Annotated in this window: 24 protein-coding genes; 7 read left to right on the forward strand and 17 right to left on the reverse strand. The window is 42.1% G+C overall.

What is annotated here, in order from left to right; genetic code table 11:
* Nucleotides 1–200: 200 nt before the first annotated feature.
* A complete protein-coding gene (locus Q8P28_05130; GenBank protein MDP2682176.1) occupies nucleotides 201–578 on the forward strand; it encodes a DUF948 domain-containing protein in 378 nt (125 codons plus the stop codon).
* Nucleotides 565–879, forward strand: coding sequence for a YtxH domain-containing protein (locus Q8P28_05135; protein ID MDP2682177.1), 315 nt, complete (start codon nucleotides 565–567; stop codon nucleotides 877–879). Before Q8P28_05130 ends, Q8P28_05135 begins: the two co-directional genes overlap by 14 nt.
* A 110-nt stretch (nucleotides 880–989) precedes the next feature.
* Here Q8P28_05135 and Q8P28_05140 read toward each other — a convergent pair whose 3' ends face one another.
* Nucleotides 990–1,361, reverse strand: coding sequence for a helix-turn-helix transcriptional regulator (locus Q8P28_05140; GenBank protein MDP2682178.1), 372 nt, complete (start codon nucleotides 1,359–1,361; stop codon nucleotides 990–992).
* 104 nt (nucleotides 1,362–1,465) lie between these two features.
* Between Q8P28_05140 and Q8P28_05145 the strand changes: the two genes are divergently transcribed.
* Nucleotides 1,466–1,861, forward strand: coding sequence for a response regulator (locus Q8P28_05145; GenBank protein MDP2682179.1), 396 nt, complete (start codon nucleotides 1,466–1,468; stop codon nucleotides 1,859–1,861).
* Here Q8P28_05145 and Q8P28_05150 read toward each other — a convergent pair.
* From Q8P28_05150 to Q8P28_05160, 3 genes are all read right to left on the reverse strand, one after another.
* The gene (locus Q8P28_05150) at nucleotides 1,844–2,851 is read right to left on the reverse strand and encodes an FAD:protein FMN transferase (GenBank protein ID MDP2682180.1); all 1,008 of its coding nucleotides are present in this window, start codon (nucleotides 2,849–2,851) and stop codon (nucleotides 1,844–1,846) included. The genes Q8P28_05145 and Q8P28_05150 overlap by 18 nt on opposite strands.
* Nucleotides 2,848–3,468, reverse strand: a complete 621-nt coding sequence (locus Q8P28_05155; GenBank protein ID MDP2682181.1) for a TraR/DksA family transcriptional regulator — start codon at nucleotides 3,466–3,468, stop codon at nucleotides 2,848–2,850. Before Q8P28_05155 ends, Q8P28_05150 begins: the two co-directional genes overlap by 4 nt.
* A gap of 105 nt (nucleotides 3,469–3,573) precedes the next feature.
* Nucleotides 3,574–5,208: a poly-beta-1,6-N-acetyl-D-glucosamine N-deacetylase PgaB gene (locus Q8P28_05160; GenBank protein MDP2682182.1), complete on the reverse strand. Its 1,635-nt coding sequence runs from the start codon at nucleotides 5,206–5,208 to the stop codon at nucleotides 3,574–3,576.
* Between the two features lie 271 nt (nucleotides 5,209–5,479).
* On the opposite strand from Q8P28_05160, the gene Q8P28_05165 reads away from it, so the two are divergent.
* On the forward strand, nucleotides 5,480–6,133 hold the full coding sequence (locus tag Q8P28_05165) for an HNH endonuclease (GenBank protein MDP2682183.1): 654 nt from the start codon (nucleotides 5,480–5,482) through the stop codon (nucleotides 6,131–6,133).
* A gap of 215 nt (nucleotides 6,134–6,348) precedes the next feature.
* The gene (locus tag Q8P28_05170; protein MDP2682184.1) at nucleotides 6,349–7,104 is read left to right on the forward strand and encodes a TerC family protein; all 756 of its coding nucleotides are present in this window, start codon (nucleotides 6,349–6,351) and stop codon (nucleotides 7,102–7,104) included.
* Nucleotides 7,105–7,508: 404 nt separating this feature from the next.
* Here Q8P28_05170 and radA read toward each other — a convergent pair whose 3' ends face one another.
* Nucleotides 7,509–8,864: a DNA repair protein RadA gene (gene radA, locus Q8P28_05175; GenBank protein MDP2682185.1), complete on the reverse strand. Its 1,356-nt coding sequence runs from the start codon at nucleotides 8,862–8,864 to the stop codon at nucleotides 7,509–7,511.
* An 89-nt stretch (nucleotides 8,865–8,953) separates the two neighbouring features.
* Here radA and Q8P28_05180 point away from each other — a divergent pair, with 89 nt between their 5' ends.
* Together Q8P28_05180 and Q8P28_05185 are read left to right on the forward strand one after the other, a co-directional pair.
* A complete protein-coding gene (locus Q8P28_05180) occupies nucleotides 8,954–10,540 on the forward strand; it encodes a HEAT repeat domain-containing protein (protein MDP2682186.1) in 1,587 nt (528 codons plus the stop codon).
* 99 nt (nucleotides 10,541–10,639) lie between these two features.
* Nucleotides 10,640–11,998: an HD-GYP domain-containing protein gene (locus tag Q8P28_05185; protein ID MDP2682187.1), complete on the forward strand. Its 1,359-nt coding sequence runs from the start codon at nucleotides 10,640–10,642 to the stop codon at nucleotides 11,996–11,998.
* A gap of 19 nt (nucleotides 11,999–12,017) precedes the next feature.
* On the opposite strand, the gene Q8P28_05190 is transcribed toward Q8P28_05185, so the two are convergent.
* The 12 genes from Q8P28_05190 to Q8P28_05245 form a co-directional block, all read right to left on the reverse strand.
* The gene (locus Q8P28_05190) at nucleotides 12,018–12,938 is read right to left on the reverse strand and encodes an NAD-dependent epimerase/dehydratase family protein (GenBank protein ID MDP2682188.1); all 921 of its coding nucleotides are present in this window, start codon (nucleotides 12,936–12,938) and stop codon (nucleotides 12,018–12,020) included.
* A gap of 19 nt (nucleotides 12,939–12,957) precedes the next feature.
* The gene (locus tag Q8P28_05195; protein MDP2682189.1) at nucleotides 12,958–13,896 is read right to left on the reverse strand and encodes an SDR family oxidoreductase; all 939 of its coding nucleotides are present in this window, start codon (nucleotides 13,894–13,896) and stop codon (nucleotides 12,958–12,960) included.
* On the reverse strand, nucleotides 13,896–15,239 hold the full coding sequence (locus Q8P28_05200; GenBank protein MDP2682190.1) for a UDP-glucose/GDP-mannose dehydrogenase family protein: 1,344 nt from the start codon (nucleotides 15,237–15,239) through the stop codon (nucleotides 13,896–13,898). Before Q8P28_05200 ends, Q8P28_05195 begins: the two co-directional genes overlap by 1 nt.
* Before the next feature lie 70 nt (nucleotides 15,240–15,309).
* The gene (locus Q8P28_05205; GenBank protein MDP2682191.1) at nucleotides 15,310–16,713 is read right to left on the reverse strand and encodes an undecaprenyl-phosphate glucose phosphotransferase; all 1,404 of its coding nucleotides are present in this window, start codon (nucleotides 16,711–16,713) and stop codon (nucleotides 15,310–15,312) included.
* A complete protein-coding gene (locus Q8P28_05210; GenBank protein ID MDP2682192.1) occupies nucleotides 16,707–17,858 on the reverse strand; it encodes a glycosyltransferase family 9 protein in 1,152 nt (383 codons plus the stop codon). Before Q8P28_05210 ends, Q8P28_05205 begins: the two co-directional genes overlap by 7 nt.
* Before the next feature lie 3 nt (nucleotides 17,859–17,861).
* Nucleotides 17,862–18,929, reverse strand: coding sequence for a lipopolysaccharide heptosyltransferase II (waaF, locus tag Q8P28_05215; protein ID MDP2682193.1), 1,068 nt, complete (start codon nucleotides 18,927–18,929; stop codon nucleotides 17,862–17,864).
* Nucleotides 18,916–20,091 (reverse strand): glycosyltransferase family 9 protein, encoded by a 1,176-nt coding sequence (locus tag Q8P28_05220; GenBank protein MDP2682194.1) that lies wholly within the window; start codon nucleotides 20,089–20,091, stop codon nucleotides 18,916–18,918. Before Q8P28_05220 ends, waaF begins: the two co-directional genes overlap by 14 nt.
* Nucleotides 20,092–20,113: 22 nt before the next feature.
* A complete protein-coding gene (locus Q8P28_05225; protein ID MDP2682195.1) occupies nucleotides 20,114–20,632 on the reverse strand; it encodes a methyltransferase domain-containing protein in 519 nt (172 codons plus the stop codon).
* Entirely contained in the window at nucleotides 20,632–22,161 is a 1,530-nt protein-coding gene (locus Q8P28_05230; protein MDP2682196.1) for a flippase, read from the reverse strand. Before Q8P28_05230 ends, Q8P28_05225 begins: the two co-directional genes overlap by 1 nt.
* Nucleotides 22,128–23,744, reverse strand: a complete 1,617-nt coding sequence (locus tag Q8P28_05235; protein MDP2682197.1) for a hypothetical protein — start codon at nucleotides 23,742–23,744, stop codon at nucleotides 22,128–22,130. The genes Q8P28_05230 and Q8P28_05235 overlap by 34 nt, the downstream gene beginning before the upstream one ends.
* Nucleotides 23,745–23,769: 25 nt before the next feature.
* The gene (locus Q8P28_05240; GenBank protein MDP2682198.1) at nucleotides 23,770–24,915 is read right to left on the reverse strand and encodes a hypothetical protein; all 1,146 of its coding nucleotides are present in this window, start codon (nucleotides 24,913–24,915) and stop codon (nucleotides 23,770–23,772) included.
* A gap of 101 nt (nucleotides 24,916–25,016) precedes the next feature.
* Nucleotides 25,017–26,120 carry a radical SAM protein gene (locus tag Q8P28_05245; GenBank protein ID MDP2682199.1) on the reverse strand — a complete coding sequence of 368 codons (1,104 nt, stop codon included), beginning with the start codon at nucleotides 26,118–26,120 and terminating at the stop codon, nucleotides 25,017–25,019.
* Between the last annotated feature and the right edge of the window lie 13 nt (nucleotides 26,121–26,133).

Here is a 26,133-nt window from a genome sequence, read left to right on the forward strand (position 1 = left end):
CTTGACTATCCTTACTGCCTGTGCATAATTCTCTATTGTGGCTCTTTGAGTCATGGGGTATCCTCCTTTTGTTTTGGTATTGGCTTACCATGGAGATACCCCTTTCTTGCTTCTGACACAAGAAATAATACATTACCGAAATGGCAGGTAATGTTTGACACAGCCAACTTTGTAGGCTATACTTTATTTCAGGAGGTCATATGACATTTACAGTTACAATTGCTGAACTCTCTATCTTTCTTGCAGCCATAGCCTTTTTTATACTGGCAATATATCTTATTCCTCTGATTATTCAGCTTCGCAATACTGCAAAAGCGGTTGAAGATTTTTCACAAAAGGGAAAAGAGGCAATGGAAGATATAAACCTGCTGGTCAAGAAGTTGAATGGTCCGGCTGAGGATATAGGCGGTGTAGTAAAAAAGGCTGCGGAGGTAGGGCTTAAGGCAGTGCATCTGACTGATATAGTGGTAAACCAGCTAAAAGGGCCTATAATCACAATCTCAAGCATTATAGCCGGCATTGAGTTTGGTTTAAAACATTTCAAAAAAAAGGAGGGTGATAAAGATGTCAGAGAATAACGGCAACACAATGGGTATGATGTTTGCTTTTCTGGTCGGAGGGCTTATCGGCGCAGGTCTTGCCCTGCTCTATGCCCCGACGTCAGGGGAAGAGACAAGAAGGCGGTTAAGGGAGCAGGCGGCTCAGAAGGGCGATGAATTAAAACAGGGTTATGCGACAGTAATAGATACCGTAGAAGAAGGGGTGGGCAAGGTTAAAGAAATTATTGAAGATAGAAAGAATGAGGTTGCAGCCGCTTACCAGACAGGTAAAGAGGCATATCAGAGAGAAAAGGCAAAATATACAAAGGAGACCGCCTGAATCACAACAACCCCCTTTGATTCCCCCTTAACAAAGGGGGATTAAGGGGGTTGTTCCCGCATCACTTATCCCGAATTATTTATTCTCCCCTTTTAGTAGTTCAATGACGGCTATCGCCCTTTTTCTTTAGCCCTTATCCCTATCTCGGCCATGAGAAGCACCTTATAATGTTCCACCGCATTATTCGGAAGCTTGTCGAGCAGGGCAATTATCTCATCATAAATATGGCTTCTTTTCCCGTATGTTGCAGGAGGTTCAGCAACATAGTTTCGGACACCTTTCTCTTCAAACAACTGTGAGATATGGATGTCCAAGGCCTTCGTAATCTTTGCCAGAGACTTTTTAGTATAACCCCTTTTCCCATTTTCCAGAAAGTTTATATAACCCTGAGTTAAATCACACCTTAAGGCTAACTCTTCCTGTGTAAGTTTTAAACTCTCCCTTATTCGTCTTATGTTATCTCCAACGACATTATTTTTCATTTTAAAATACTATAATAAGCCGTTATAATAAACAAATACTATGAGTCATTTTGAGTTATTTTTAGCTTGACATAAATAACCAGTAGTTATATGTTACTGCCGCTATGACCAAAAAGAGACTTCTTATTGTTGATGATGAGCGAGCTGTAAGATTGCTATTGGCCGAGATATTGTCATGGGCAGACTATGCTGTTGACCTGGCTGAGCATGGGAAACATGCGCTGCAAATGCTTCGCAGGAACAGCTATGACCTGATAATCACGGATGTGAATATGCCGGAAATGGACGGCATAAGTTTTTACCGCGCAATCAAAGAGGATCTGCCTGAGCTAAAGGATAGGGTATTATTCCTGACCGGCAATCCAACGGATGAGACAATATCATTTTTTAAAGAAAATAACTGCAAATACATGACAAAACCATTTAATGGGTTGGATTTGCTGGACCAGATAGAAGGTATAATAAAGAGGGCGGGCAGGAAGTCAAAGATTCACCTTTAATCCGGAGGATACTGTTATCTTTCCATCCGCGCTGATTATTAATCCTTCCACATCAGGCAGTTCCTCAATCAGCTTCATGCCATCTATAGGCCCCATAACAAATACTGCTGTTGATAAGGCGTCTGCAAAGGTCGGGTTTTTCGCCGCTATTGTTACAGCCATAGATTTATCAGCCGGAAAACCTGTGGAGGGGTCCATGATGTGATGATATCTTTTCCCATCCTTTATAAAAAACCTCTCATAATCTCCTGACGAGGCAATTGCGGCATTAGAAATTTTTAGAGTTCCAATCATTTTATCTTTGTTGCGCGGGTCCTGAATACCGATAAGCCGCGGAGAGACATCTGTCTCATTAAATACCACCATATCTCCGCCTGCATGGATAATGCCTTTTTTAACACCGTTTTTATTTAATACAGCTGCTGCCCTGCCGACAATGTACCCTTTCGCAACACCGCCAAGGTTTATCTTCATGCCTTCTTTTGCCAGTTTGACAGCGCTGTGTTCTTTATCAAGAATTATCTGCCTGTAATCTACAAGCTGGAGAATTGTTTTAACCTCTTCTTTGGAAGGCGGACTCATGGCCCCTTTATCGTCTTTGGTAAAATGCCAGGCCTTCCCAAGAGCGCCCATTGTTACATCAAATGCGCCGCTGCTCAAACGAGAAACCTCTAAAGCCGCCTCTATTACCTCAAAAGTTTCAATAGAAACATGCGCTGCCTCTTTTCCCGCAGCCGCATTTATCCTTCCTACATCGCTGTCCTCTTTGTAGTGACTCATTAGACCTTCGAGTCTTTTAATCTCAGCAAATGCAGTCTCTGCCGCCGCATTCAGCCTTGTCTCATCGTCTCCAATAATGCTAATCTCTACAACAGTCCCCATGAGGATCCGGCTATATTTTATCTCAAGGGGCTTTTTGTTATAAACGGATAATGCGATGATTGAAAGGACAAGGATGATTGCCGCAATTGCAACTGTGGTTGGTTTCAAAACTCTTCTTCCTCAGCCTCTGTCTTTTCCAGTATAGCCAGCCCGGGTTCTTCCTCATAACGTCTTTTGGCGCCTTTTTCTTTTTCGTCCTTTAATTTACAGTCTATGCAAACCTTTGTAAACGGCATGGCCATAAGCCTTGCCTCCCCTATCGGCTCGCCGCACTCGTCACAAACCCCGTAAGTTTTATTTTTAACCCTCTCAATGGCCTCTTCCGTCTCAGCCAGTTTTTCTCTGTCCCTGTCGCCAAGCATGAGGGTTAACTCCCTCTCCCCCTCGCTACTTGCAATGTCATAAATATCCCCGATCTCAAATTTGAGAGAATTGCTTTCATTCTTTACCTTTTCAGCCACATCTGCCAGAAGATCCGACTTGACCTTGAGTAGTTTTTTAATCATCACTTTTTTAAAAGAGTCTTTCGACCTGGGTTTCCCAGTTTTTGGGGCAGCCCATGCGCCAAGATTCTTACTCGATTTTTTTACGCCCGCTTTTTGTTTGACTGGTTTAACCTTAGCCTTTTTTATTTTTGCGGGCTGTGCCATGGAAGCCGCTGTCTTTTGTTTTCTTACAGCCTTCTTTGCCTTTGTCTTTAGTTTGTTTTTCTTAGAGTTCGCCATAATGGGTTATGTAATATACACGAAAATTTTTAATTGTCAATTGAAAATTGAAAATTTCCGGGCGAACACATGAGTTAGCCCCTACACAGAAAATAATGCGGGGGTTTACCTCAATAATTGTGTGATTTTCTTTCGGTCAGCTAATTCCCCAAATGGGAAATCTCTCCTGTAAGGCGCCACAGCAATGCTTATATTATCAACCTCTTTCAGCTTTCTTAAAAGGCCTATCACCTCCTGTTCCGGCAACGGCTGCGAGGTGTTCCAGTTAATCGTCTGAAGTTTCATAAGAACCTTTTGCGGCTCGGAAACCTTCCTGACAGCCTCATTTGCCATCTTTTCTATCAGGCCGTGTATTTCATAAGGCTCTTTTTTTAACTCTCCCTGCATCTGCCGGTGATATGCCATTATTGCATAATAATCAAAATCCAGCTTTACAGCCTCGTCAAGACTCTGGGAAAGCCACGCCATCGCATAAGGGGGATTTGAAACGCTTTCATACATCAGATTTATTGCAAATTTTACATCCGGCCTTTTGTTTTTTACAGCAGCCCTAATCCTTTTTGCAACATGGAGCAGCCTTTTATTTTTCCATGCCGCCCATCTCCAGAATTCATCGGTATAGCCGGCAGTATATCCTCCACCGCCGTTTTCCGACACATTGCTGTATAATTCATCTGCTGCAAACCTCCTGCCATTATCCTTTTCAAACATCCTCTCCGCATAAGGCCCAAAGCCCTCGTTATGTTTTAAAACAAGGTCATCCTGAAAGAGCACACCATCAACAGGATATTCTGCAAGGTCGCTAAAGAGCCTTTCCAGATGGTAAACAGCCCTTTCGTTAAAAAGGTCAAGCCCTCTGCATGGGATAATACCTTTTGTATGAAAGTCATACTCCTTGCAATGAAGGTCTTTTCTATCTTCCAATCCATAGTCAGCATATTTTGTCGTCATCCACGCAAACACCTTCAACCCCTTTTTATGCGCCATATCAAGAACAGCGCCTAATATATCCTCAATTACAGGAGACTCTTTGGTTTTAAAATAGACCCCCGACCTATCCTGCGGATGGGTGCCCCGGTTTTTTGGCTTTATAATAAATGGATAAAACCGGTCTCCGTTGTTATGGAAAACCCTCAGGATGATAGTATCTATGCCGGCAGCCTTCAAACTATCTATCTCGCTGTCAACCTCTTTATAATCCTTTCCTTCAAAAAGGGCAACCTGAACAGCCCTGATTGCCCTTTCCTCTTGATGTAAAGACGCAGAAGGAATTTTTATTATCGGAAGTTTCGGGATAGAAAAAAGGGCAGCCTCTTTTAACCTGGTTTTGGCAATCCCCAACTTTAACAATGCTTCTTCTTTAAGTTCATTAGCAGGGAAATTTTTAATGAACTGCTCAAATTGGTTTTTAGCCTCTTTGTACAGGGATGCTTTCAGATACGCATCGCCAATCATATATTGAGCCTGCGGGGTAACGGGGCTTCCGGGAAAATATTCTATCACCCTGCCGAACTCCCTTGCACTAACAGCATAATGTCCCTGCTTATAGAGAAACATGGCGTAATTGAACTGGTCTTTGTCGGTTAGAAAAGGGCGGGATTCTTGGGCGGTAACTACAGGGAACAGGGACCAGGGGTCAGGGATCAGCAGGAAAAAAAACAAAAAAATCCCTTTTATGGCATTAGACCATCCTGACCCCAGACCCCAGACCCCTGGTCCCTGTATTTTAAAATAACACATCCATCATCTCCTTAACCTGGCTGGAATCAGGAATCAACCGTTTTTTGAGGACGGCCTCATAGTGCGTCAATATATCATTCGGGATAAGAAGCATGCGATGTTGAGCAGAAAACTGTCCAATATGTAAAATGGAATGTTATCCAACTGCATAACTATAATCAAAATAGATAGTTGGGTCAACTTGAATTTATATTTTTATTGAACTGCTCGTAAAATTCTGATAAAGTCCAGAAAACTGCTCAATATATTGTTATGCCCATCATGATGAAATATGAAATTTGAATTCTCACCAAAGGGTGTCCGCGCCTCCGATGAAGAAATGTTGGCGGATATAGTCAGCGTTGCGAAGGCGCTCGGCCGGGATACATTGGCCTATAACGAGTATTCTGATGCTGGTAAATATGGAGCAGACACCGTACGCCGTCGCTTTGGCTCTTGGAATAACGCCATAAAACGCGCGGGCTTGAAAATACTCAAGATTCATGGCATCCCCGATGAGCAGCTTTTTGAGAACCTTCAAGAAATCTGGATTCGGCTTGGGCGCCAACCGTCGCGTGATGCGCTGAAACGAAGCAACTCAAAATTTGGAAGCGCTACATACGAGGCTCGGTTTGGCACCTGGAACAAGGCACTGATGGCATTTGTTGCCTGGGCCAATAAGGATGGAGCCAAAATGCCTGCACACCAATCAAGGGATAGAACACCACAAGCCGCTCCTCGTTCTATAAATCTAAGACTCAGGTTCCTCGTCATGAAGCGAGATGACTTTAAATGCCAATCCTGTGGACACAGTCCTGCTACCCATCCAAACACGGTTCTTCATATTGATCATATTCAGCCTTGGTCAAAGGGCGGGAGCACCGATCTGAAAAATCTACAGACGCTTTGCTCTAACTGCAATCTAGGAAAAGGGGACGTTATTTGATGACGCTCCTAGGACATAACCATCGGATAGAGCCGCCGGGCGCTCTGGCGGAAATCTTTATAGCGCCCGCGGCTCATCCCCTGCGTTGGGCGCCAGCGGTAACCACAGGATTCGAAGTTTTGCCAGTGGGAACAAAAAATCCCTTGTCGGAGGTCTGTGCATCCTAGCTAAAGTATTATTTCAGTAAAGCTTGAATCGAAGAATAGGAGAAGCTAATGTTTGGATGGCTGGCAAGCCCCGAGGCGTGGATAGCGTTGGGCACATTAACCGCGCTAGAGATTGTATTGGGTATCGATAACATTATTTTTATCTCGATTCTGGTAGGTCGTCTTCCCCAGAATCAGCGCGCTTTCGCGAGAAAAGCGGGTCTTGGTCTCGCCATGATTACGCGCCTGGCTTTGTTGTTCTCTATTTCCTGGGTGATGGGATTAACCGAACCGTGGTTAACGGTATTGAACCAAGAAATTTCGGGGCGCGATGTCGTGCTGATTGGGGGCGGCCTGTTTCTTCTGGCCAAAGCGACTCATGAAATCCATAACAGCCTGGAAGGGATGGAAGATAGTGGTAACGCGGTTGTTGCCACCAACATGGGAATGGTGCTGACACAGATTGCGATTCTGGATATTGTTTTTTCACTGGATTCGGTGATAACGGCTGTTGGGCTGGTCGAGCATGTTTCCATCATGGCGATAGCCATTATCCTCGCGGTCGTGGTTATGTTGATGGCCGCAAAATCCATAGGGGATTTTGTCGATGAGCATCCTACTATCAAGATACTTGCGCTTTCGTTTCTGATCCTAGTGGGTGTCACACTTATGGTTGAAGGTTTCGATGTACATGTTCCGAAGGGTTATATCTATTTTGCGATGGCATTTTCCGTCGCCGTGGAGATGCTCAATATTCGAATGCGCAGAATACGGGCGGAGCCGGTCAAACTGCACAAGCAGATACGCGACACAGACGGAGGCTAATTAGGGAAGCTACCCAGACGTTGAACGTCAAAAACTATGGGGCCCAGAAGGAAACTGGCGCCCAACAACGCCTTGCAGCTGACGCGCAAAAAAAGCGGCGCGCACCGCTGAAGGCTAGCATTAGACAGAAACAAGTAAATAAGAGACTCAAGTAAAGAACAGAGGAGGCGCGCATGAGTTGGATGATATTTGGGCAGATCGCGTTGTTGATCGTCATATTTGCATTCGTCACGACCTTAGTGAAGTGCATGCATGACACCTACTGCAATAAGTGCAAGAAGGAGTAATCCCCCTCATCTCACGCGGACTCATTGCAAGGATGAGGGATGCTCACCGGCGAATGACCTCTTTTCTTGCCGGATCATCAAGGCTTGGCAGGGAAAACAGATATAAACTTCTGACCTCTAAAATAATACATCCATCATCTCCTTAACCGATGTTACGCCAATAAGGTTAAGCGAAGACTTGTCTTTTATCCTTGTCAGATTCTCTTTTGGAAGGATGCACCTGTCAAAACCTAATTTTTCCGCCTCATTTATGCGGGGCTCTGCCTGGCTGATCCCCCTGATCTCGCCTGCCAGGCCCACTTCTCCAAACACCACCGTCTTCTGCGCTATCGCTTTGTCAAGAAAGTTTGAAGCAAGAGAGGCTATTATGCCGAGGTCTATGGCAGGCTCTTCAAGCCTTATCCCGCCCGTCACCTTGAGAAATATATCGTGGTTTGTAATGTTAAGCCCGCCTTTTTTTTCAAGCACAGCCACCAGCAGAGAAACCCTGTTGTAATCAACCCCAACCACTGTTCTTTTTGGAATCCCGAATATGGTCGGACATACAAGAGACTGAATCTCCACAAGGATGGGCCTGGTGCCTTCAAGGCTGGATACAACAGCAGACCCTGACGCATTTTGAGGCCTCTCTGCAAGAAAAAGGGCGGACGGGTTTGCAACCTCAAAAAGCCCTTTGTCCTGCATCTCAAAAACCCCTATCTCCATTACAGAGCCAAAGCGGTTTTTTACAGCCCTTAATATCCTGAACTGGTGCCCCCTGTCGCCCTCAAAATAGAGCACAGTATCAACCATATGCTCAAGGACCCTCGGTCCTGCAATAGAGCCGTCCTTTGTCACATGGCCCACAAGAAATATCGGCATGTCCATACCCTTGGCATTGAATATCAATTGAGATGATGTCTCTCTGACCTGACTGACGCTGCCCGGCGATGACTCAAGTGTCTGTGTATATATGGTTTGAATGGAATCTATTATTACAATACCCGGCTTAAGTTTTTTTACGCTGTCAAGTATCCTTTCTAATGTATTCTCTGCATATATAAAAAGATTTTCTGATAGGACACCGAGCCTCTCGGCTCTTATCTTTGTCTGTTTAGGAGATTCCTCGCCAGAGACATATAAAACCTTATGTCCGCTATCTGCAATCTTTCCCATTGCCTGAAGCATCAATGTTGACTTGCCTATGCCTGGGTCCCCGCCTATAAGTATTGCAGAGCCAAGGACAATGCCGCCGCCAAGAACCCTGTCTAACTCCCCTATGCCTGTCTTAAGCCTGTCCTCTTCCTTCACCTCAAGGGTTGTAATGGGCTGCGGGGAAGAGCCGCCTTCAAAGACCTTTAACCCCTTCTTCTCCTCAAACAACCTTTCTTCCACAAAGGAGTTCCACTGATTGCAGTCCGGACACTTCCCCATCCATTTCGGGGATTTAAAACCGCAGGACTGGCATGTATATACGGTTCTGAGTTTAGCCATAGTATTTCTACAATTGACAATTAAGCCTTTTCTGTTATTATAACTAAGAAATATCAGGAGGAAAAACAGAACTTTCTCTTCTCTTCCCTATGTCTGGTCCTTTAACAACTGAAACCATCCTAATAGAATTTGCCAAGACTGTCAAGGCTATCGGCTTCTATCCGGAAGGCCATCCCAACCTTGAGGCATTTATTGAAAAGACCTTTAATCTTTTAAAAGATGCTATAAATGAAAAGGGGTATATAAAATGGCTAATAGAACGGACAGGCTTTATGGAGGAAAGACTTGCGATAGGTAAAGGCCGTAAACCCCTTGAGGCATTGGCAAAAGACCTGTTTTTTAAGAGGATACGGGAGATTAATTTTACACAGGACGCAACACTTAAGGAATGGAAGGACTTCCTCTCTATTCTAAAGATGGATACGGATAGTTTAAAAAAGGCAGGCGGCCTTGAAAAGCTGCTTTTAATCAAGGAGATTAAAGGCATAGAGCTTAATGAAATGAACTATGCAGATATCCGCAAAAAAGTAATAGAGATTGAAGAGGCTAAAAAGAAGGAGGAGCTGGAGACAGGCCAGGAAGAAGAAGCTGCAGCAGAGGCGGAGTCAGAAGAAAAAGAAGAAGTTGTCCGTAGCATGGAGGAGCAGCTTAAGGCCATTGAAGAAAGCGAGGAAACGATTGAGGTTTTGCTTGACAAATTGGAGAAAGAAGAAAATACAATGCTCTATAAGACTATTGCGCATAAGATAATGGAAAAAACAAAGCCTTTGCAGGAAGAAAAAAACATGGAAGGGCTTTTCCCTGTTCTCATTACATTAACCGCCCATTCCGGCCCGGAAAGCCGCCGTCTCCCTGAACAAAAGGATATTGCCTCTATGAACTTAAAGAGTCTGCTCTATTCTGATATGACAGCTTACCTGATAATAAGGCTTTGCAGCCGCCACGAGGAAAGGCGAAAAGAGATTCAGCAAATACTCATCCTCTCAGGCGAAGAGGCAATGAAACAACTTCTTACCGCGCTTGTTAACAGAGATGAGGCATATTCGAGGCGTCAGATATTTAATGCTCTCATCATGTTTGGAGAAATGGTAAGGCTTGAGGCAGAAAAATGTCTTGATGATGAAAGATGGTTTGTGGTAAGGCAGATGGTATCGCTTTTGGGGGAGATAGGATCCCCACGGTCTTTACAGGCTATAAAAACGGCCTTTGGCCATAAAGATGTCAGGATAAAAAAAGAGGTTTTGAAGGCTGTTGCAAAAATACCGTCAAACGAAAGCACAGCATTCCTTTTGGAAAGGCTTCTTGAGGATAATGCCGCTCTTAAGTATCAGGTCATCATATCGCTGGGGGTGTTGAAAGACCCGGCAGCTGTGGAGCCTCTTGGTGATTTTGCGCTGAAGAGAGATTTCTTTAATGAAGAAATAGAGTTTAGAAAAGAGGCGGCAAGGTCGCTTGGCATGATCGGCGGCAAGAGTGCAACAGCTATCCTTAAAAATCTGTTACAGAAAAAGGTTTTCTGGGGCAAAAAACAAAATGATGAAGTCAGGTCTGTTGCAGCCATTTCACTTGGAAGGATCGGCGGAAAAGATGCAATAGATTTACTGGAAGAGATGGCCAGGACTTCAAAGGGGATCGTTCATATTGCCTGCAAAAAGGCCATGGAAGGGATTAAATAAAATTGAAGATTGCAAATTGCAAAATGCAAAGCTAAAAGAACTGCGCAATTTACAATTTGCATTTTTCAATCTTCATTTTGCAATGGAGCGAAGCAACCTATGCCGGATATAGAACTTGAAAAAATAGATGCCATACTCAAAAGCATCAACAGCGCTATAAAGGGCAAGAAACTCTATCCTGCGGGCCATCCTGCCATAGCTGCTCCAATGGCAAAGGCATATCAGGTCATTTCAGAACTCCTCAAAACAAATAATAAGATATTTATAGGCATGGTAAAGGGAGTTATTGTATTTGAGGAAACGCCCCTTATGGACGCTGAAAAAAATCTTGGAGAATTTATTCATCAGATAAAAGAGCGCGAGATTGAGGGTATAATCTTTGAAAAAGGCCTGATGCAAAAGGAGTTTTTTGGTTTTATAGACATCCTGTCAGGAGATGACACATTAAAAGGCAAAGAGCTTCAGAATACGCTGTCAGCCAAAAATATTTTACATATCAGCGTTAAGTCCATATCAAAACGAAACATATTGGAGGCTTACAATGATGCGGTAAATGTAGTAAAAGATACCATGAACCAGATACGGATGGGCAAAATACCGCAGAGTAAAGAGATAATAAGGGTAACCGATGAGATAACAGAACTTGTCCTTACAAATAGAAGCGCCATGATGGGACTAACAATGATAAAGAACTATGACAATTACCTTTTTAACCATTGTGTAAATGTAAGCATACTTGCCATTTCCCTTGCACAGCATATGAACTACAATAAGTCAGACCTGCATATCGCCGGCATCGCCGCTTTGCTGCATGATGTGGGGAAAACTGGCGTCGCAGAAGATATTATCAAAAAACCGGCCGGGCTCTCCGGCGAAGAATGGGAAACAGTAAAACAGCACCCTGTGCTTGGCGCAAGGATAATAGAAAAGATGGATGATATTGCAAAGCTTGTAGGCCGCATCATACTTGAACATCACATACGTTATGACCATTCAGGCTATCCGCGCACGGAATCGCCGCTGCATCCGCTGAGCCTGATAGTAACCATTGCAGATGCGTATGATGCCCTGACAACGTTAAGGGTTTATCAAAAGCCACACCATCCTGTGGAGACAATAAAGGTTATGAACAGTCTGTCAGGCAAACACTTTGACCCCGATACGTTAAAGGCATTTATAGGCATGGTCGGCTTTTACCCGATAGGAACGGTTGTACGGCTCTCTACAAATGATATCGCCATAGTAATAAAGGCAAACCCTGGTAACAGCCTGCGCCCTATGGTTAAGGTCATATTTGGAGGAGACGGGAAACAGATGGATAAACCTTATGAAATGGATTTATCTGCCGGAGACAGCGCCCCTGCAATTGTAGCCCCTGTTGATCCGTTGACAAAGGGGCTGGATATGGGCATGCTTTTTGAGGAGGAGTCCAAAAATATCACTGCGCAAGAGGCATAATAAATACAGGTTAAAGGCCTTAACCTGCTTCCTTAAAATAATCTACAGTATGCCTTAATCCCTCCTCAAGAAATACCTGAGGCGACCAGCCAAACTCCTTTTTTGCCTTCTCAAAGTCAATTACACTTCTTTTTTGCTCCCCGCTCTTTGGGGGGCCGTATCCTTCTCCAACGTTGACGCCAACAATATTAACAAGCTCTTTAAACAACTTCTTTATATGGACTTCCCTTCCTGTGCCTATATTAAAAACCCCTCCATCGTTATGAGACAATGCAAGACAATTAGCCCTTACAACATCTCCAACATACACAAAATCCCTTGTCTGCATCCCATCGCCGTTTATCAAAGGCTGTTCACCTTTAAGGAGTTTTCTGGTAAAGATAGCCACAACACCAGCCTCCCCATGAGGGTCTTGCCTTGGCCCGTACACATTGGCGTATCTTAGAATAGTTGAATTCAGGCCGTGTGTATTTTTATAAAAAGAGAGATAGTGTTCACAGGCAAGCTTTGCTATGCCGTAAGGACTTAAAGGATTTGTAGGATGTGATTCTTTCGCTGGAAATTCTTTCTGCTCTCCGTATATTGCACCGCCTGTGGAGGCAAATATAAAACCCTTTACCCTGCCCCTTACACAATTCTCAAGGAGGTTCAATGTGCCTATTATATTTATTCTGGCGTCCAACATAGGATCCGCCACTGATTTTCTAACATCCATCTGGGCCGCATGATGGTTTACAGCATCAAACTTTTCATCCTTAAATAAATCCCTTAATTCTCCTGCGCCAATATCCAGCTTTAAAAACCGCGCCTTTGGGTTAATATTCTCAGGCTTGCCTGTGGAAAGGTCATCAGCAACAGTTACTTCATGCCCTGCATTGATATACGCATCAACCACATGGGAGCCGATAAAACCAGCTCCGCCTGTTACAAGTATATGCATTCTTCGTCTCCTATCGCCACTACCCCATTGCCTGCAATCTGCCTTTAAAATACTCCACGGTCTTGCTCAATCCCTCACTTAAACTTATCTTCGGCTCCCAATCCAGCTTTTCTCTCGCAAGGGTTATATCAGGCCTTCTCTGCATCGGGTCATCCTGCGGAAGGGGTTTGAATACAATCTTTGCCTTTGTGCCGGTAAATTCTTTTATCTTCTTTGCAAAATCAAGTATTGTATATTCGTCAGGGTTGCCGAGGTTTACAGGGCCTATAAAACTGTCCTTATTCATCATTTTTATAATCCCATCAACCAAATCATAAACATAGCAGAACGAGCGGGTCTGACTACCGTCGCCGTAAACTGTAATATCTTCTCCCTTCAATGCCTGCACTATGAAATTACTTACCACCCTTCCGTCATTAAGCGCCATCCTTGGACCATAGGTATTGAATATCCTGACTATCCGTATATCAACCTTATTCTGCCTGTGATAATCCATCATAAGGGTCTCTGCAACCCTTTTCCCTTCGTCATAACAACTCCTTATCCCTATGCAATTCACATTTCCCCAGTACTCCTCCTTTTGCGGGCTGACCTTTGGATCGCCGTAAACCTCCGATGTGGATGCCTGCAAAATCCTTGCCCTGACCCTTTTTGCAAGGCCGAGCATATTTATCGTCCCCATTACGCTTGTCTTTGTTGTCTTTACAGGATTATACTGATAATGCACCGGCGAGGCAGGACAGGCAAGGTTATATATCTGGTCAACCTCCAATAGGATTGAATTTGTAATGTCATGTCTTATAAGCTCAAATCTGTGATTATCCATAAGGTGAGTTATATTATCCTTTGAGCCTGTGAAAAAATTATCCAGACAAAGCGCCTCGTGACCTTCGCTCAAAAGCCTTTCACAAAGGTGCGAGCCTATAAAACCAGCGCCGCCTGTCACCAGTATACGCATTACACCCTACCTATTCCATAATATGTAAAACCCATATTCCTCATCTCTTTAGGGTCATATATATTTCTGCCGTCAAATATTACAGGCGTCTTCATAAGCCCCTTCATCTTCTCAAAGTTGGGTCTTCTGAACTCATTCCATTCTGTAATAACTGCAAGGGCTTCAACATCCCTCACAACCTCATAGTTGTCTTGAATATATTCAATCCTGTTGCCAAAGACCTTTCTCGCCTCATACATTGCCTCGGGGTCATGTGCCTTTATCTTTGCGCCTGCCTCAAGTAGCTTATTTATTATTGTTATGGAGGGCGCCTCCCTCATATCATCGGTTCTCGGCTTGAATGACAACCCCCATACCCCAATGACCTTTCCTGAGAGAGGCTTTGCCTGTGATTTATTATTAGCGCCTATCTTGAAATGTTCCAGTATCTTCTCAACAATTATGCCTTTCTGTCTATTGTTAACCTCTTCAACAGATTTTAGTATCTTCATATCATAGCCGTATTCACCCGCGGTTCTTATAATTGCCTGAACATCCTTGGGAAAACATGAACCGCCGTATCCTACACCAGGGAATAAAAACTCAAAACCTATCCTTGAGTCTGTCCCTATCCCTTTTCTTACATTATCTATATCAGCGCCTGCCAGTCTGCACAGATTTGCCATCTCATTTATAAACGATATCTTTGTGGCAAGCATGGCATTAGCAGCGTATTTTGTTACCTCAGCGCTCCTTATATCCATAAAAAGTATGGGCTTGCCTGTCCTTACAAACGGCCCATACAACTCTCTCATTGCCTCTTTAGCCTTTTCGCTTTCTGTCCCAATTACAACCCTGTCAGGTTTCATAAAGTCATCAATAGCAGCCCCTTCTTTCAAAAACTCAGGGTTTGAAACAACATCAAATTTATAGTCTTTGCCCCGCTTGCCTATCTCATCTTGTATTACTGCCCTGACTTCGTCAGCAGTTCCTACAGGCACTGTGCTCTTATCAACTATGACTCTGTAGCCATCCATCGCCTTGCCTATTCCCCTTGCCGCATTCAGGACATGTTTCAAATCCGCAGAGCCGTCTTCGCCGGATGGCGTTCCAACTGCAATAAAACAAATAATAGAATTCTTTACGGCATAAGACAAGTCTGTTGTAAACTTAAGTCTTCCTTCTTTTACATTTCTTTTCACAAGCTCTTCCAGACCTGGCTCGTAAATAGGTATCTTTCCTCTATTAAGTTTTTCTATCTTCCCCGCATCTATATCTACACAGACGACGTCATTTCCACTGTCGGCAAAACATGTGCCGGCAACAAGACCGACATAGCCTGTCCCAATAACACAGATATTCAAGATACCCTCCTAATAAAAGAGAATACAAAATACCAAAGAAAGTTATTTTTAGCAAAAAAATCTTAAATCTTCAATAGGCATTTTTATTTATAAGCCCCTTCCATATCGTCAACCACATAATCTTCAAGTCAAACCAGAATGACCAATTTTCAATATAATAGAGGTCGTATTCTATCCTCTTTTTCAGGTCTGTATCCCCCCGCCATCCGTTTACCTGCGCCCAGCCTGTTATCCCTGCCTTCATCTTATGCCGCAACATATATTTAGGAATATTCTTTCTAAACTCTTCTATAAATACAGGTCGTTCCGGTCTTGGCCCAACGATACTCATATCGCCTTTTAATACATTAAAAAACTGTGGGAGTTCATCAATGCTTGTCTTTCTTAAAAAAGCACCCAGCCAAGTTCTTCTGGGGTCATCTTCCTTTGCCCATACAGCGCCGCTCTCTTTTTCTGCATCTACCCACATAGAACGAAATTTCAGCATCTGGAATATCTTGCCATCAAGCCCCATCCTTTCCTGTCTATAGAATACAGGACCATGGGAAGTAAGCTTAATTGTAATAGCTATCAAAACCACGAGCGGCGCTGTCAGGGTTATTGCAATGATAGAAAAAGCTATATCGGCAGCCCTTTTTATAACCATATTCCATCCATACAATGGGGAATCCTGGAGGCTTATTATGGGAAGGCCGTCAAACTCTTCAATGCCTCCTCTTATTGTTGCAAATTCATAGATATCCGGTATAACCTGTATATCAACCATTTCTTCGCCGATATTCTTCAGAACATCAATTACCTTGCCGTGCTCTTCCCATGCCAATGCAATAATTACATGATCAATGCCTTTTTCCTTTACAAACCTGCCAACTTCGTCATAAACGCCTAAAACCTCTATCCCGTGCACATTGGCCCCCACCTGATCTTTGTTTGTTGACAAAAGACCAACAACCTTCAATCCAATCTCCGGATGGGTATCAATACGTTTTAATATTTCTTTGCTCATATCCCCGGTTCCAACAATGAGCGCATACCGGAGATTATGTCCTTTCTTCCTCAAATACCGGAGAGCCTCTCTGAAAATCCATCTCTCAATGCTTAATGCAACAACATTAATGGCGCCGAAAAATAGAAACACCAATCTGGAAAATTCATACTGACGGTAAACAAAGGTTACTGCAATAAGGACAAGGATAGAAACTGCGCATGCCTTTGTTATATCAAATAGCTCTGACAGATGAGAGGCTATCCTCCTGGGTCTATAAAGACCAAACGATTTGAATACAAACCCCCATATAAGGATTATGGGGATTATAAGAAGGATATAGATTCTTAACGGAGGTATGCCTTTATCAATAGGTATAAAAGCGGTATGAAACCGCAGATAATAGGAGAGCAGCCATGAAGCCACTATTATGGCTATGTCTGCAATAAATAACAGGCTCTCAAAAAACTGGCTGTGTTTTTTTAACAAGACAGCCCCTCTTTATATTTTAAGATTTCGTGAGCTTTTCTCAATACAGCCTCAACCTTTATAGCATCCATACACCCGCCATTCCTGCATTTATACTCAGAGCCTAAATTCAAACATGGGGCGCATGCAAAATTACTTTCTATATTATGGGCATTGGATGAACCAACAGGTCCCCACCTAGTCACCCCAGCAGGACCATGTAAAGCTATCATAGGATGATTTAGGGCTGCCCCAAGATGCATAATGCCGGTATTGATGGTAATCAGCAATCGGCTTTTAGTTATCAGATAAGCAGTTTGTCCAAGCGTAAATCTGCCGCAAAACGAAACAACCTTTCCGGAGCAGGCATTGACAATATATTCCGCGGCGGCTTGATTATCATTTGTGCCTGTAATGCCAACAGTATAACCGTCCTTTGCAAGAAGTCCGGCCAGTCTTATAAAGTTTTCCGCGCCCCACTCTTTGAGATGCCCCTTATACCCTGAACTCCATGGATGAAACAGTATAAGATTACTAATCCCCTCTTTCTCTAATAAATCTTCAACAAAGGCCTTCTCTGAATCAGGTATCGGAAATTCTATTTTATAGTCAGATACCGAAACACCAATCGCATTGGCCAGAGACATATAATTATCTATTTCATGGCGGCATGGATCATGCGGCACAGCGGCGTCAAATACTATATGTTTGAACTGCCCTTTTGTCTTAAAACCTATTTTATGACCTGTTTTAACAAAAAACGCCACTATAGCGCTAAGACGTGGCCACGATTCAAAATCTATTACAACATCATACTCCTTGCTGTTTACATCTTTCATAAATCTAAAAAAATAAGACGGCTCTTTAACAACTTTAGAGACCTCCAATATTTTCAGGCTGTCTATAAAAGAACAGCGGCATAAAACCTCATAATTATTTTTGCTGCCAATTACAGTTAGCAAAGTTTTTGGATGCATATTTTTTATAGCCTTTAAAACCGGAGCCAACAACAAAGTATCGCCAATGGTGCCGACCTTGATAACAAGAATACTGTTTATCTCCTGCCCTGTTTTGCGAGCCTTCTTCACCAAAGACAAAAAACAGAGGATGGGTATGCCTGCATAACGGTCAAAAAACCTCATCCAGAAATTACCGCGCTCTTTCACTAATCAGCGCCCCCTAGCATCAATAATATCTTTCAACTTCTCATAAACCTGCTCAACAGTCACAGCCTTAATACAGATTGGGTCATTGCAGTCAGGAAATCTCCCATCTTCATAACATGGCGCACATTCAATATTCTCCGCATTCCAGAAATAATGGCCGCCGCTGTTCAATGGGTAATATCCTCTTGGATCAGTGGGGCCAAAGATAGAAATTACAGGCACCTGCATAGCGCTTGCAAGATGCATGGGACCGCTGTCATGTGTAACAATTACTTTACACCTTTTCATAACAGCGGCTGTTTCTTCTAAAGTAGTCCTACCGGTCAGGTCAATGACACCGTTTATAATATTTCTTAAAATTATCTCACTATTAAATTTATCACTCTCAGCGCCCAAGAGTATAACCTTATAACCGTCGGCAACAATCTTCCTTGACAGTTCGGCATAATCCTCAACAGGCCATCTCTTTATAGGCATTTCGGTTTTTATATTGCTGGCGCCGCCCGCTAAAACACCTATCTTAATATCACCATTTTTTAACCCTTTCTTTGTTAAAATCTTGTCTACAGCCTTTTCCGCTTCATTACTTATTATAAAATCCATGCCCTTGCCATCATCTCGTATGCCAATGGCCTTAATAATCTCTAAGTACTGGTCTATATTATGCTTAATGCCGCTAATCCTTACCTTCTTTGTTAGAAATCTCCCTTCGCCATTCCTGTCAAACCCAACCCTTTCAGGTATTCCACATAAAAAGGCAAAAAGATTGAAACGCCAATCTCTGTGAAAAACAAACACAACATCATATTTTTTCCGCTTAATTTTCAAGATCAAAGAGAGAATGTATTTTAACTTTTGCAACAATGTCCCTTTATAAATTATATAATCGTCGCATTCTATAAACTCATCTATATACGGATTGCCATTCACCGCCATTTTTGAAGATTTACCTACCAAGAGAGAAACATGCGAGGTCGGATAGGCTTTTTTTAGAGCCCTGACAGCCGGGGTTGTCATAAGCAAATCTCCTATGGCGCCGAGTTTTATGATTAAGACTTTATTGAATCCCATCCAATCTCTCTTCCGCTTCAACGATTTTAATCTTCTTCAAAACCAAATCAAAGACCTCATCAACGGTAATCAGGTTCATGCACTCCATATTATCACAGGCAGCCTTCTCGCAGCCCTTGCACTTAACATCTTTACATATCACGTCAACATCATTGCCGTAAGGCCTCCATCTCTGCCAGTCATTGGCTGCGCTGAACAAGACAATACCAGGGACTCCAACCGCAGCAGCAATATGAACAGGGGCAGAATCGTTGCCGATAAACAGTGAACACCTTTTTATCACTGCGGCGGTTTGTTTAAATGTCAGATTACCAACCATGTTGACCGGTTTGAAATGTAAAAGCCCTTCCGCTTGTTCGGTTACTGCCCTGTCATCCGCTCCGCCGACAAGCACTATTTGCGCCTTAAAATGCTCAACAATCCTTTCCATCAGGCCGGCATATCTTTCTACAGCCCACATCTTGGAAGGACAGCCACTGCCGATGTGCAATCCAATAGTCAACAAAGATTCATGCCAGTTATTTTTCTTGAGCAGGGCATAGGCATATTTCTTATCGTCTTCCGATATTGTTATGGCAATTTCCGCAGCAACAGGTCTTATCCCTATAGCCCTTGCCGCATCCAAGAGAATTTCCGCCTGATGCTTATTGATCGTTGTATTGACCTCATCGGTCAGAAGAAATCCTCCCCCTTCCCACCCAAAGCCGACCCTTCTCGGAATACCGCTCAAGGCGGCAATGATGATTACAAACAGGTCTCCCCGCAGATCAAAAAACAGATCATACCTGCCCCTTCGTAATGCCCTTATGAACTGAAGGCTCTCCCGGATATTGAAATGTCTGTCGTGATTTCTGTCGCGCCAATACGCCCTATAACATATTATCTCATCAATATATTTTTCTCCTTCAACAATGCCCTTTGACCACGGGCCGACAACAAGCGTAATATGCGCCTGCGGGAAACCATTTCGGATAGACTTTATGGCAGGAGTAGCCAGCAAAACATCTCCGGCATGATCCAGTTTAAGGATTAAAATCCGTTCTATCTGTCTTGCATTTCTCTTTTTAAAAATGGATAACGTCCATTTAAGAAAATAACCAACAGCGTCAAAAACGGCAATTATGCCCTTTAACAGCCTGCTCTTATATACATATATTTTCACCTGTAAAACCTCTATTCCTCACTCACTTTATAACTTTTAGACTAACCTCAATATTCATTGCCGGAAATATAAAGGCTAAATATTTTTCATAAAAAAGCGGGAATCTATTGGCAAGACAAGAAACTCCGTTTATCCTATGAAATTTCCAGAAATTGAGCCTGACTTTTATCTTATCAAATCTGGCTGCGCTGTAAAAATCATACTGCGGAAAATCTGCCGTAAAATAATTAAATGATTCGGTATTGAAAAAGTGTCTGTGTGTGAAGTCACCGTAGGCATGGGTGCTGCTGAAATGAGGGACTCTTATAAATACCAATGCATCAGGTTTTGCAATGCGGTGGACCTCCTCCATTACCCCCTTTATATCCTGAAGATGCTCCAGCACATCCATAAGATAAATTTTATCAAAGATATTGGTTTGGAATGGATAAGGGAACCTATCCAAATCACAGATGGCATCTGTTGCAGGCGTCTTGTGAATGTCAAGCCCTATAGCGCCATTTATCTTATTTTTGCCGCAGCCTATATCTAAAACTCTCATCACTCACCCGTTTTAACTCTAACCTCAGAACCTTGCCTCTCACGGCCTCGCAAAACATCAAATTCATTCACCGTTACACCCTTAAGCAGGTACAATAAAAATATATATACCAAAAAACTAAATATCGCTGCAACCTGCCATGTCCAATATTTATCTGCGATTACAAGGGCTGCTGCACAGCCTAAGAATGGCAAAATAATTTTATAAATTGTGTCTAAAATTTGTGGAAAGCCAAGCTTTTTGCTTATAAACAACAGATGCGCTAAAAGTATAAAAGAGGTGGAGATTAACGTTGCTATTGCAGCGCCCTTTGCGCCAAAAGAAGGTATAAGGATTGTATTCAAGATGATATTGCCAACTACGCTAACAACCATTGTTTTGGCTACGAACCTCTGTTCGCCAATTGCCTCAAGTGTCCTCCCTGTTATATGATACAAATATAAAGGAATTAAAGTCCAGATAAGAATCTGTAGAATATGGCCGCTTTCGTAAAACTTAGATCCAAATACAAAAACAGTAACGTTGTTTGCAAAAAAAGCAACAACGAAGGAAACGGGAAGGCTTATTATCAGCAACAGCTTGAATATCAAATTGAAAGTTTTATAAACATTATATTTGTCTTCTTTCCACGCCTTTGCAAAATAGGGATAAGCTGCCAGTGATAATCCGTTAGCCAACAATAGACCGGCAAATACCAGCCTATAGGCGGCATTATAATTCCCTACAGTTTTTATATCGCTAAGCTTGGAAAGCATTACGCTGTCAACATTAAAATATACTTCGCTCATAACAGCGCCTATGGCAAACGGCATTGCCTGTTTAAAGAGTTCAACTTTTTTTATATTCAAATATTCCGAGGACCTAATCGCAGGAAACATCCTGGCCTGAAAATAATAACTTAAAATTAAAACTATCAAGGCAGATATTATATAAGGAAGCATCAAATATGGAAATGACATACCTGCCAGCAACAGAAAAAAAACTCCTGCCAATGCCAAGAACCTGTAAAGCACAGCCATTCCACCATCAAATTCCATTCTCTCGCGGCCTACAAAGACAGCCCTGAATGCATTTGAAAAGGAAACTAATAATGTTGCCGTTGCAAATAAGATAATACTATATACGACCCTTGCATCATACTGCATACTGATAGCTGCTATACTTAGGCCGGCAAAAACTATAGCTCCTATAATTATTTTGAGCGATAATGCCTGCCTGAAAAATACAGCCTCATTTTTCCCTGAACTTGCAATCTCTCTTGTAATCAAGAAATTCAATCCGCCATCAAACAAATTGCCAAACATGCCAACAAATGACACTGCGAGGGCATATACGCCATACTCTTCTACACCAAGGAATCTCGCCAAAATCACTATCAACAAAAAGTTAATAACCTTTTCGCCAGCTTGAGATAATGTCAAAAATGAAAAATTCCTGATAATTTTCACTGCTGTTGCACCCTTTTTCTTAGACAGTATCCCTGACATGTTATATTTTATGGTTTGCCTGGCAGATAGATTAATACCCACGCATTGGTAGGTTTTACAAAATATTTCCTGTATATATAATAATATTTATTAGCCTGATTTATTATAATATCTATATCATCTGTTTTTGCCAGACGCTCATCCAACACCAACTTGTTGAGTTCTTTAGGATCACCAAGAACCAGCAAAGGTATTTCTCTTTTTTCAATCATCCTTAACAATTCCGTCTCAGGTATATAAAGATATTTTTTCGCATTTTCCCTGTTGGGCATAAGCTTCCAAAACATCGCCTGATCCGTGGGATATTCATACCCCCTCACCGGCCTTCTCCCTGACGCAAATACAAATACTCCCCACGTATCCAGAATTACATCACCTTCCTTTGTCATCTTTTTAATTACATCTTCAGATACAGTATTTACAAAACCAGGCGTTATTATTTGCTCCCTTGAATTTAATATATAAAAGATGCTCGTCTTTAATCTTTTTTGATAATGCGCGTAGTAGAGGCCTACTATTAAGACAAGAAAGATTGAGGCACAGGCTGCCAACTTTTTGGGAGTAATACCTTTGGCTATTTGCTCTATTAGCGGAAGAGATAGTATAATGGCGAACAAGATAACCTGATTAACATAGCCGAGATAATTTGCATAAAGATTAGAATAAAGCCATACTATTCCGCCAAATATCATCCATATCAATGCATATATATTTAACTTTATACTATCCATACCTTGCCGCCATTTTATTACAAACAAAACAAAAGAAACCAAAACCAATAAAAACAGGAACGCAGTGTCAGGAGTCTTTATCACATCAATCAAACCATTAATCATCATATCGTGCTTCATATCCTTAAGAACATTTGTTGCAAAATCAGGGTTATGACCTTTACCAAAATAAACCTGTGCATATGCCCCGGCCCATATAGCGTATGCCCTTAGAGGCTCTTTTATGAATATTAAAACTGACGGTAAAATGGGTATTATGACTCCAAGACAAAATAGTGAGACTCTTTTCATGATCTCAATTGCTGCTATACGCTCTTTATACATTACAGCAACAAGCCAGGTTACAAATAATATCGGCAAAATAAATATAAGCCGAATACCCATAGCGGTACCAAGTAACATTCCTGAAAAAAACATAGTTGAGTTCCGAAGCAACTTGCCTGAAAGGTATCTGCTTGTCAGAAAAACGAATGAGGCAAATATAAAAAGATTAGAGAGCGGAAACGGTTTTACCGATATATTGACCTTATAGAAGGTAAGATTTGTAATAAATATCAGATAGGCAATAACGGCCATACGATAGTTTTTTGAAAATTTATACACCCAATAAATGAGAAGGAGGCCGGCAGCAAAAACAGCCGCCGCCGACAAAGACCTTGCCGCAACAATGTTGAAACCAAAAAGCTTCATCCACGCGCCGTAGAAATAATACAAGAGCGGCTGATTATGGGCATTTATATCCAATATGGGAATACGGCCATTGATCACCTCTTTGCTGACTACAAGATAACCGCCTTCATCGCCGTCAACAAATCTATAAAAAACACCGAGGACAAGAATAACAAAATGTCCAGCAATAAGGCCGGCCAACAATATTTTCTGTTTTACGTTCATAGCATCCCTCAATTGCGCAATGCTGTCACCAGATACTAAAAGGATATACCGGACTTATAAAAAGTATTCGTATAACTGTCAGAAACGATAGAACACCTGTAAAATATACAACGCCCTTCAGCAGACTGTCCCTTTCGAGACAAAAAGAAAGAATTAAAAATGGGAAAAGGCCATAGAACATTCTTAACAGGCCGTTATAATTATCCCATTGCGATGGAACAGTAAATACTGCAAGTAAACAATAGGCTGCAACTATATAATAAAAAAGATGTCTCAGGCTTAACGATTTCCTTGCTATAATTATTGAGAGTATAGCAAAATAAGAGAAGACAATCAGTGTGCTGAGCTGCCTGCCAATTTGTTTGATGTCGTGAAACTCTATTGTTTTTATGTAACCAATAATCCCTGAAAACGGGATGAAGCTTATCGCCTCTGCAGAGGTTGTCATAGGCGCATTTCCAAGTTTAGCAGTAACAAAGAGCTGCCATAGAAAGAATGGCACTAAACAACTCATCAATAAAACGATACGTTTTAATTGCCTCTTGCATTGATAGTCCCAAATAAGCAGAGGTATGAAAACTATTATAGAGTCTTCCCTTGTAAGAAATGAAAGGGCCATAAAAACCACGGTAAGAAGAAGATTTTTGTTTATGTAAAAATAAATAGCAGCAATTATCAAGGCTATGCTAAGAGGCGATGGCAAATCATATTGTATGGTCATAATAGAACTTGGAGATAAACCGTAAAACAAACTCCACATAGGATTTACTGAGTATTGTTTTAATATGAGAATCAAAAAATACATACCAATAGCCAATGCCAATAAGTTGACTATGTAGAGTGTATAGGGAAGCAGGCTTTCTTTTCCAAAGGCAAACAAACGGGCAGTTAAAGGATATAAAATGCGCTGCTGGCGATATGCATTTTGAAAATACCCCTTATTCATGAATGGATCCATAGCAACATAATAATAGAATTGGCCGTCATATCCGCCTTTATCATCAAAGATTACCATGCCTTTTTGAAAATATTCAGGGGCCACGCCTTCTTTTTCATTCTGACTTATGCGCATCATACTGGATAGATTATATTCATAAGGCTTTATTGAATACATGACAAGCGCATGCACCGCTACAAGAGTGATTACAATTGGCAATAAGAAATTTCTCATAAACTTCCGCCCTTCCATCCCTGAAAAAATTCATAAAGCGCTTTAAATTCGTCTTTTATTTGCGGCAATGGTTATCTCGGCGGGGTTGCTCACAATACTAATTATATAAAATTGATATGCATAGGAGGAGCAGCGTTCGGCGCCGTAATGTCCACACTGTGTTGTTTTATATCCCAGAGGAATTCATTTACCTTATGCTGGAGGCAAAGCGAACCGCACATTGTTCTTGCATCAAACTTTTCAGACGCAATGAGATTTATTACCTCCCAATACCTCTCCCCTTTCCACAGTTCCTTGAATGAGGTATCCGCAATGTTGCCTATATGATATTTTTTATATTTATCATTGAACAACATACCGCACGGCGCAATAAGGCCGGAACCTGAAAACTGCATAATAAACGGCGGACCGTAGCATCTTGAATAGGCACGTTTGCCGCCACTCAAAATCTTTGACCATTTTGCCTTAACAAGATAGCTGTCCGTTGAATAAGTCTCGGCCTCTTTCAACACATCAACCATATCATTATACTTTGAATAATCAACCCCAATGCTTCCGAGCTCGTCATCGCTGCAATGTTTAATCACAAGATAGTCAACACCTAATTCTTTGCCCAATTTTGACAAAGGGATAATCTGGTCTGCAAATGCAGGCAGCAATACCATTTGCAGGCCGATGGTAACATCCAATTTATTTTTCCTCTTTATCCTCACACTCTCTTTTATTGTCTTTATAACCTTGAAATATGCCTCTTCTTCGCACACATGGATTTCTTTATATCTCTTGGCGTCTGCTGCGGAGATATTAAACCTAATGTAAGTAAGCGCAGGGAGTATATCCTCCAACCTCTCATCTTTGAGCAGATAACCATTGGTGCCCAATGCCATATCAAGGCCGTTAGATTTTCCTCTTAGAATGGCGTCATACAGATGCGGACTGCATGTTGATTCGCCGTCGCTTACAAAGCTTATTGCCTTAACACCAATCTCAGCGGCGTCATCAAGGAATCTGAATATGACATCTTTTGTCATCCGCTTTATATCATTCGCCTGAAGCATGCCGTAACAATATGTGCACTTATACGTGCATGCCCTCGTTAAAGAGCAGTCAATGGTTATCGGGGCGATCCTTTCACCCCGGAGCCAGGCGTCAACACGGTCTTTATGCCATGCAAGTTTATGTCCGTCAAGAATTATGTTTTTCATAGGTCTTGATTAC

Source organism: Deltaproteobacteria bacterium (assembly GCA_030690165.1).
Taxonomy (GTDB): domain Bacteria; phylum Desulfobacterota; class GWC2-55-46; order UBA9637; family UBA9637; genus JACRNJ01.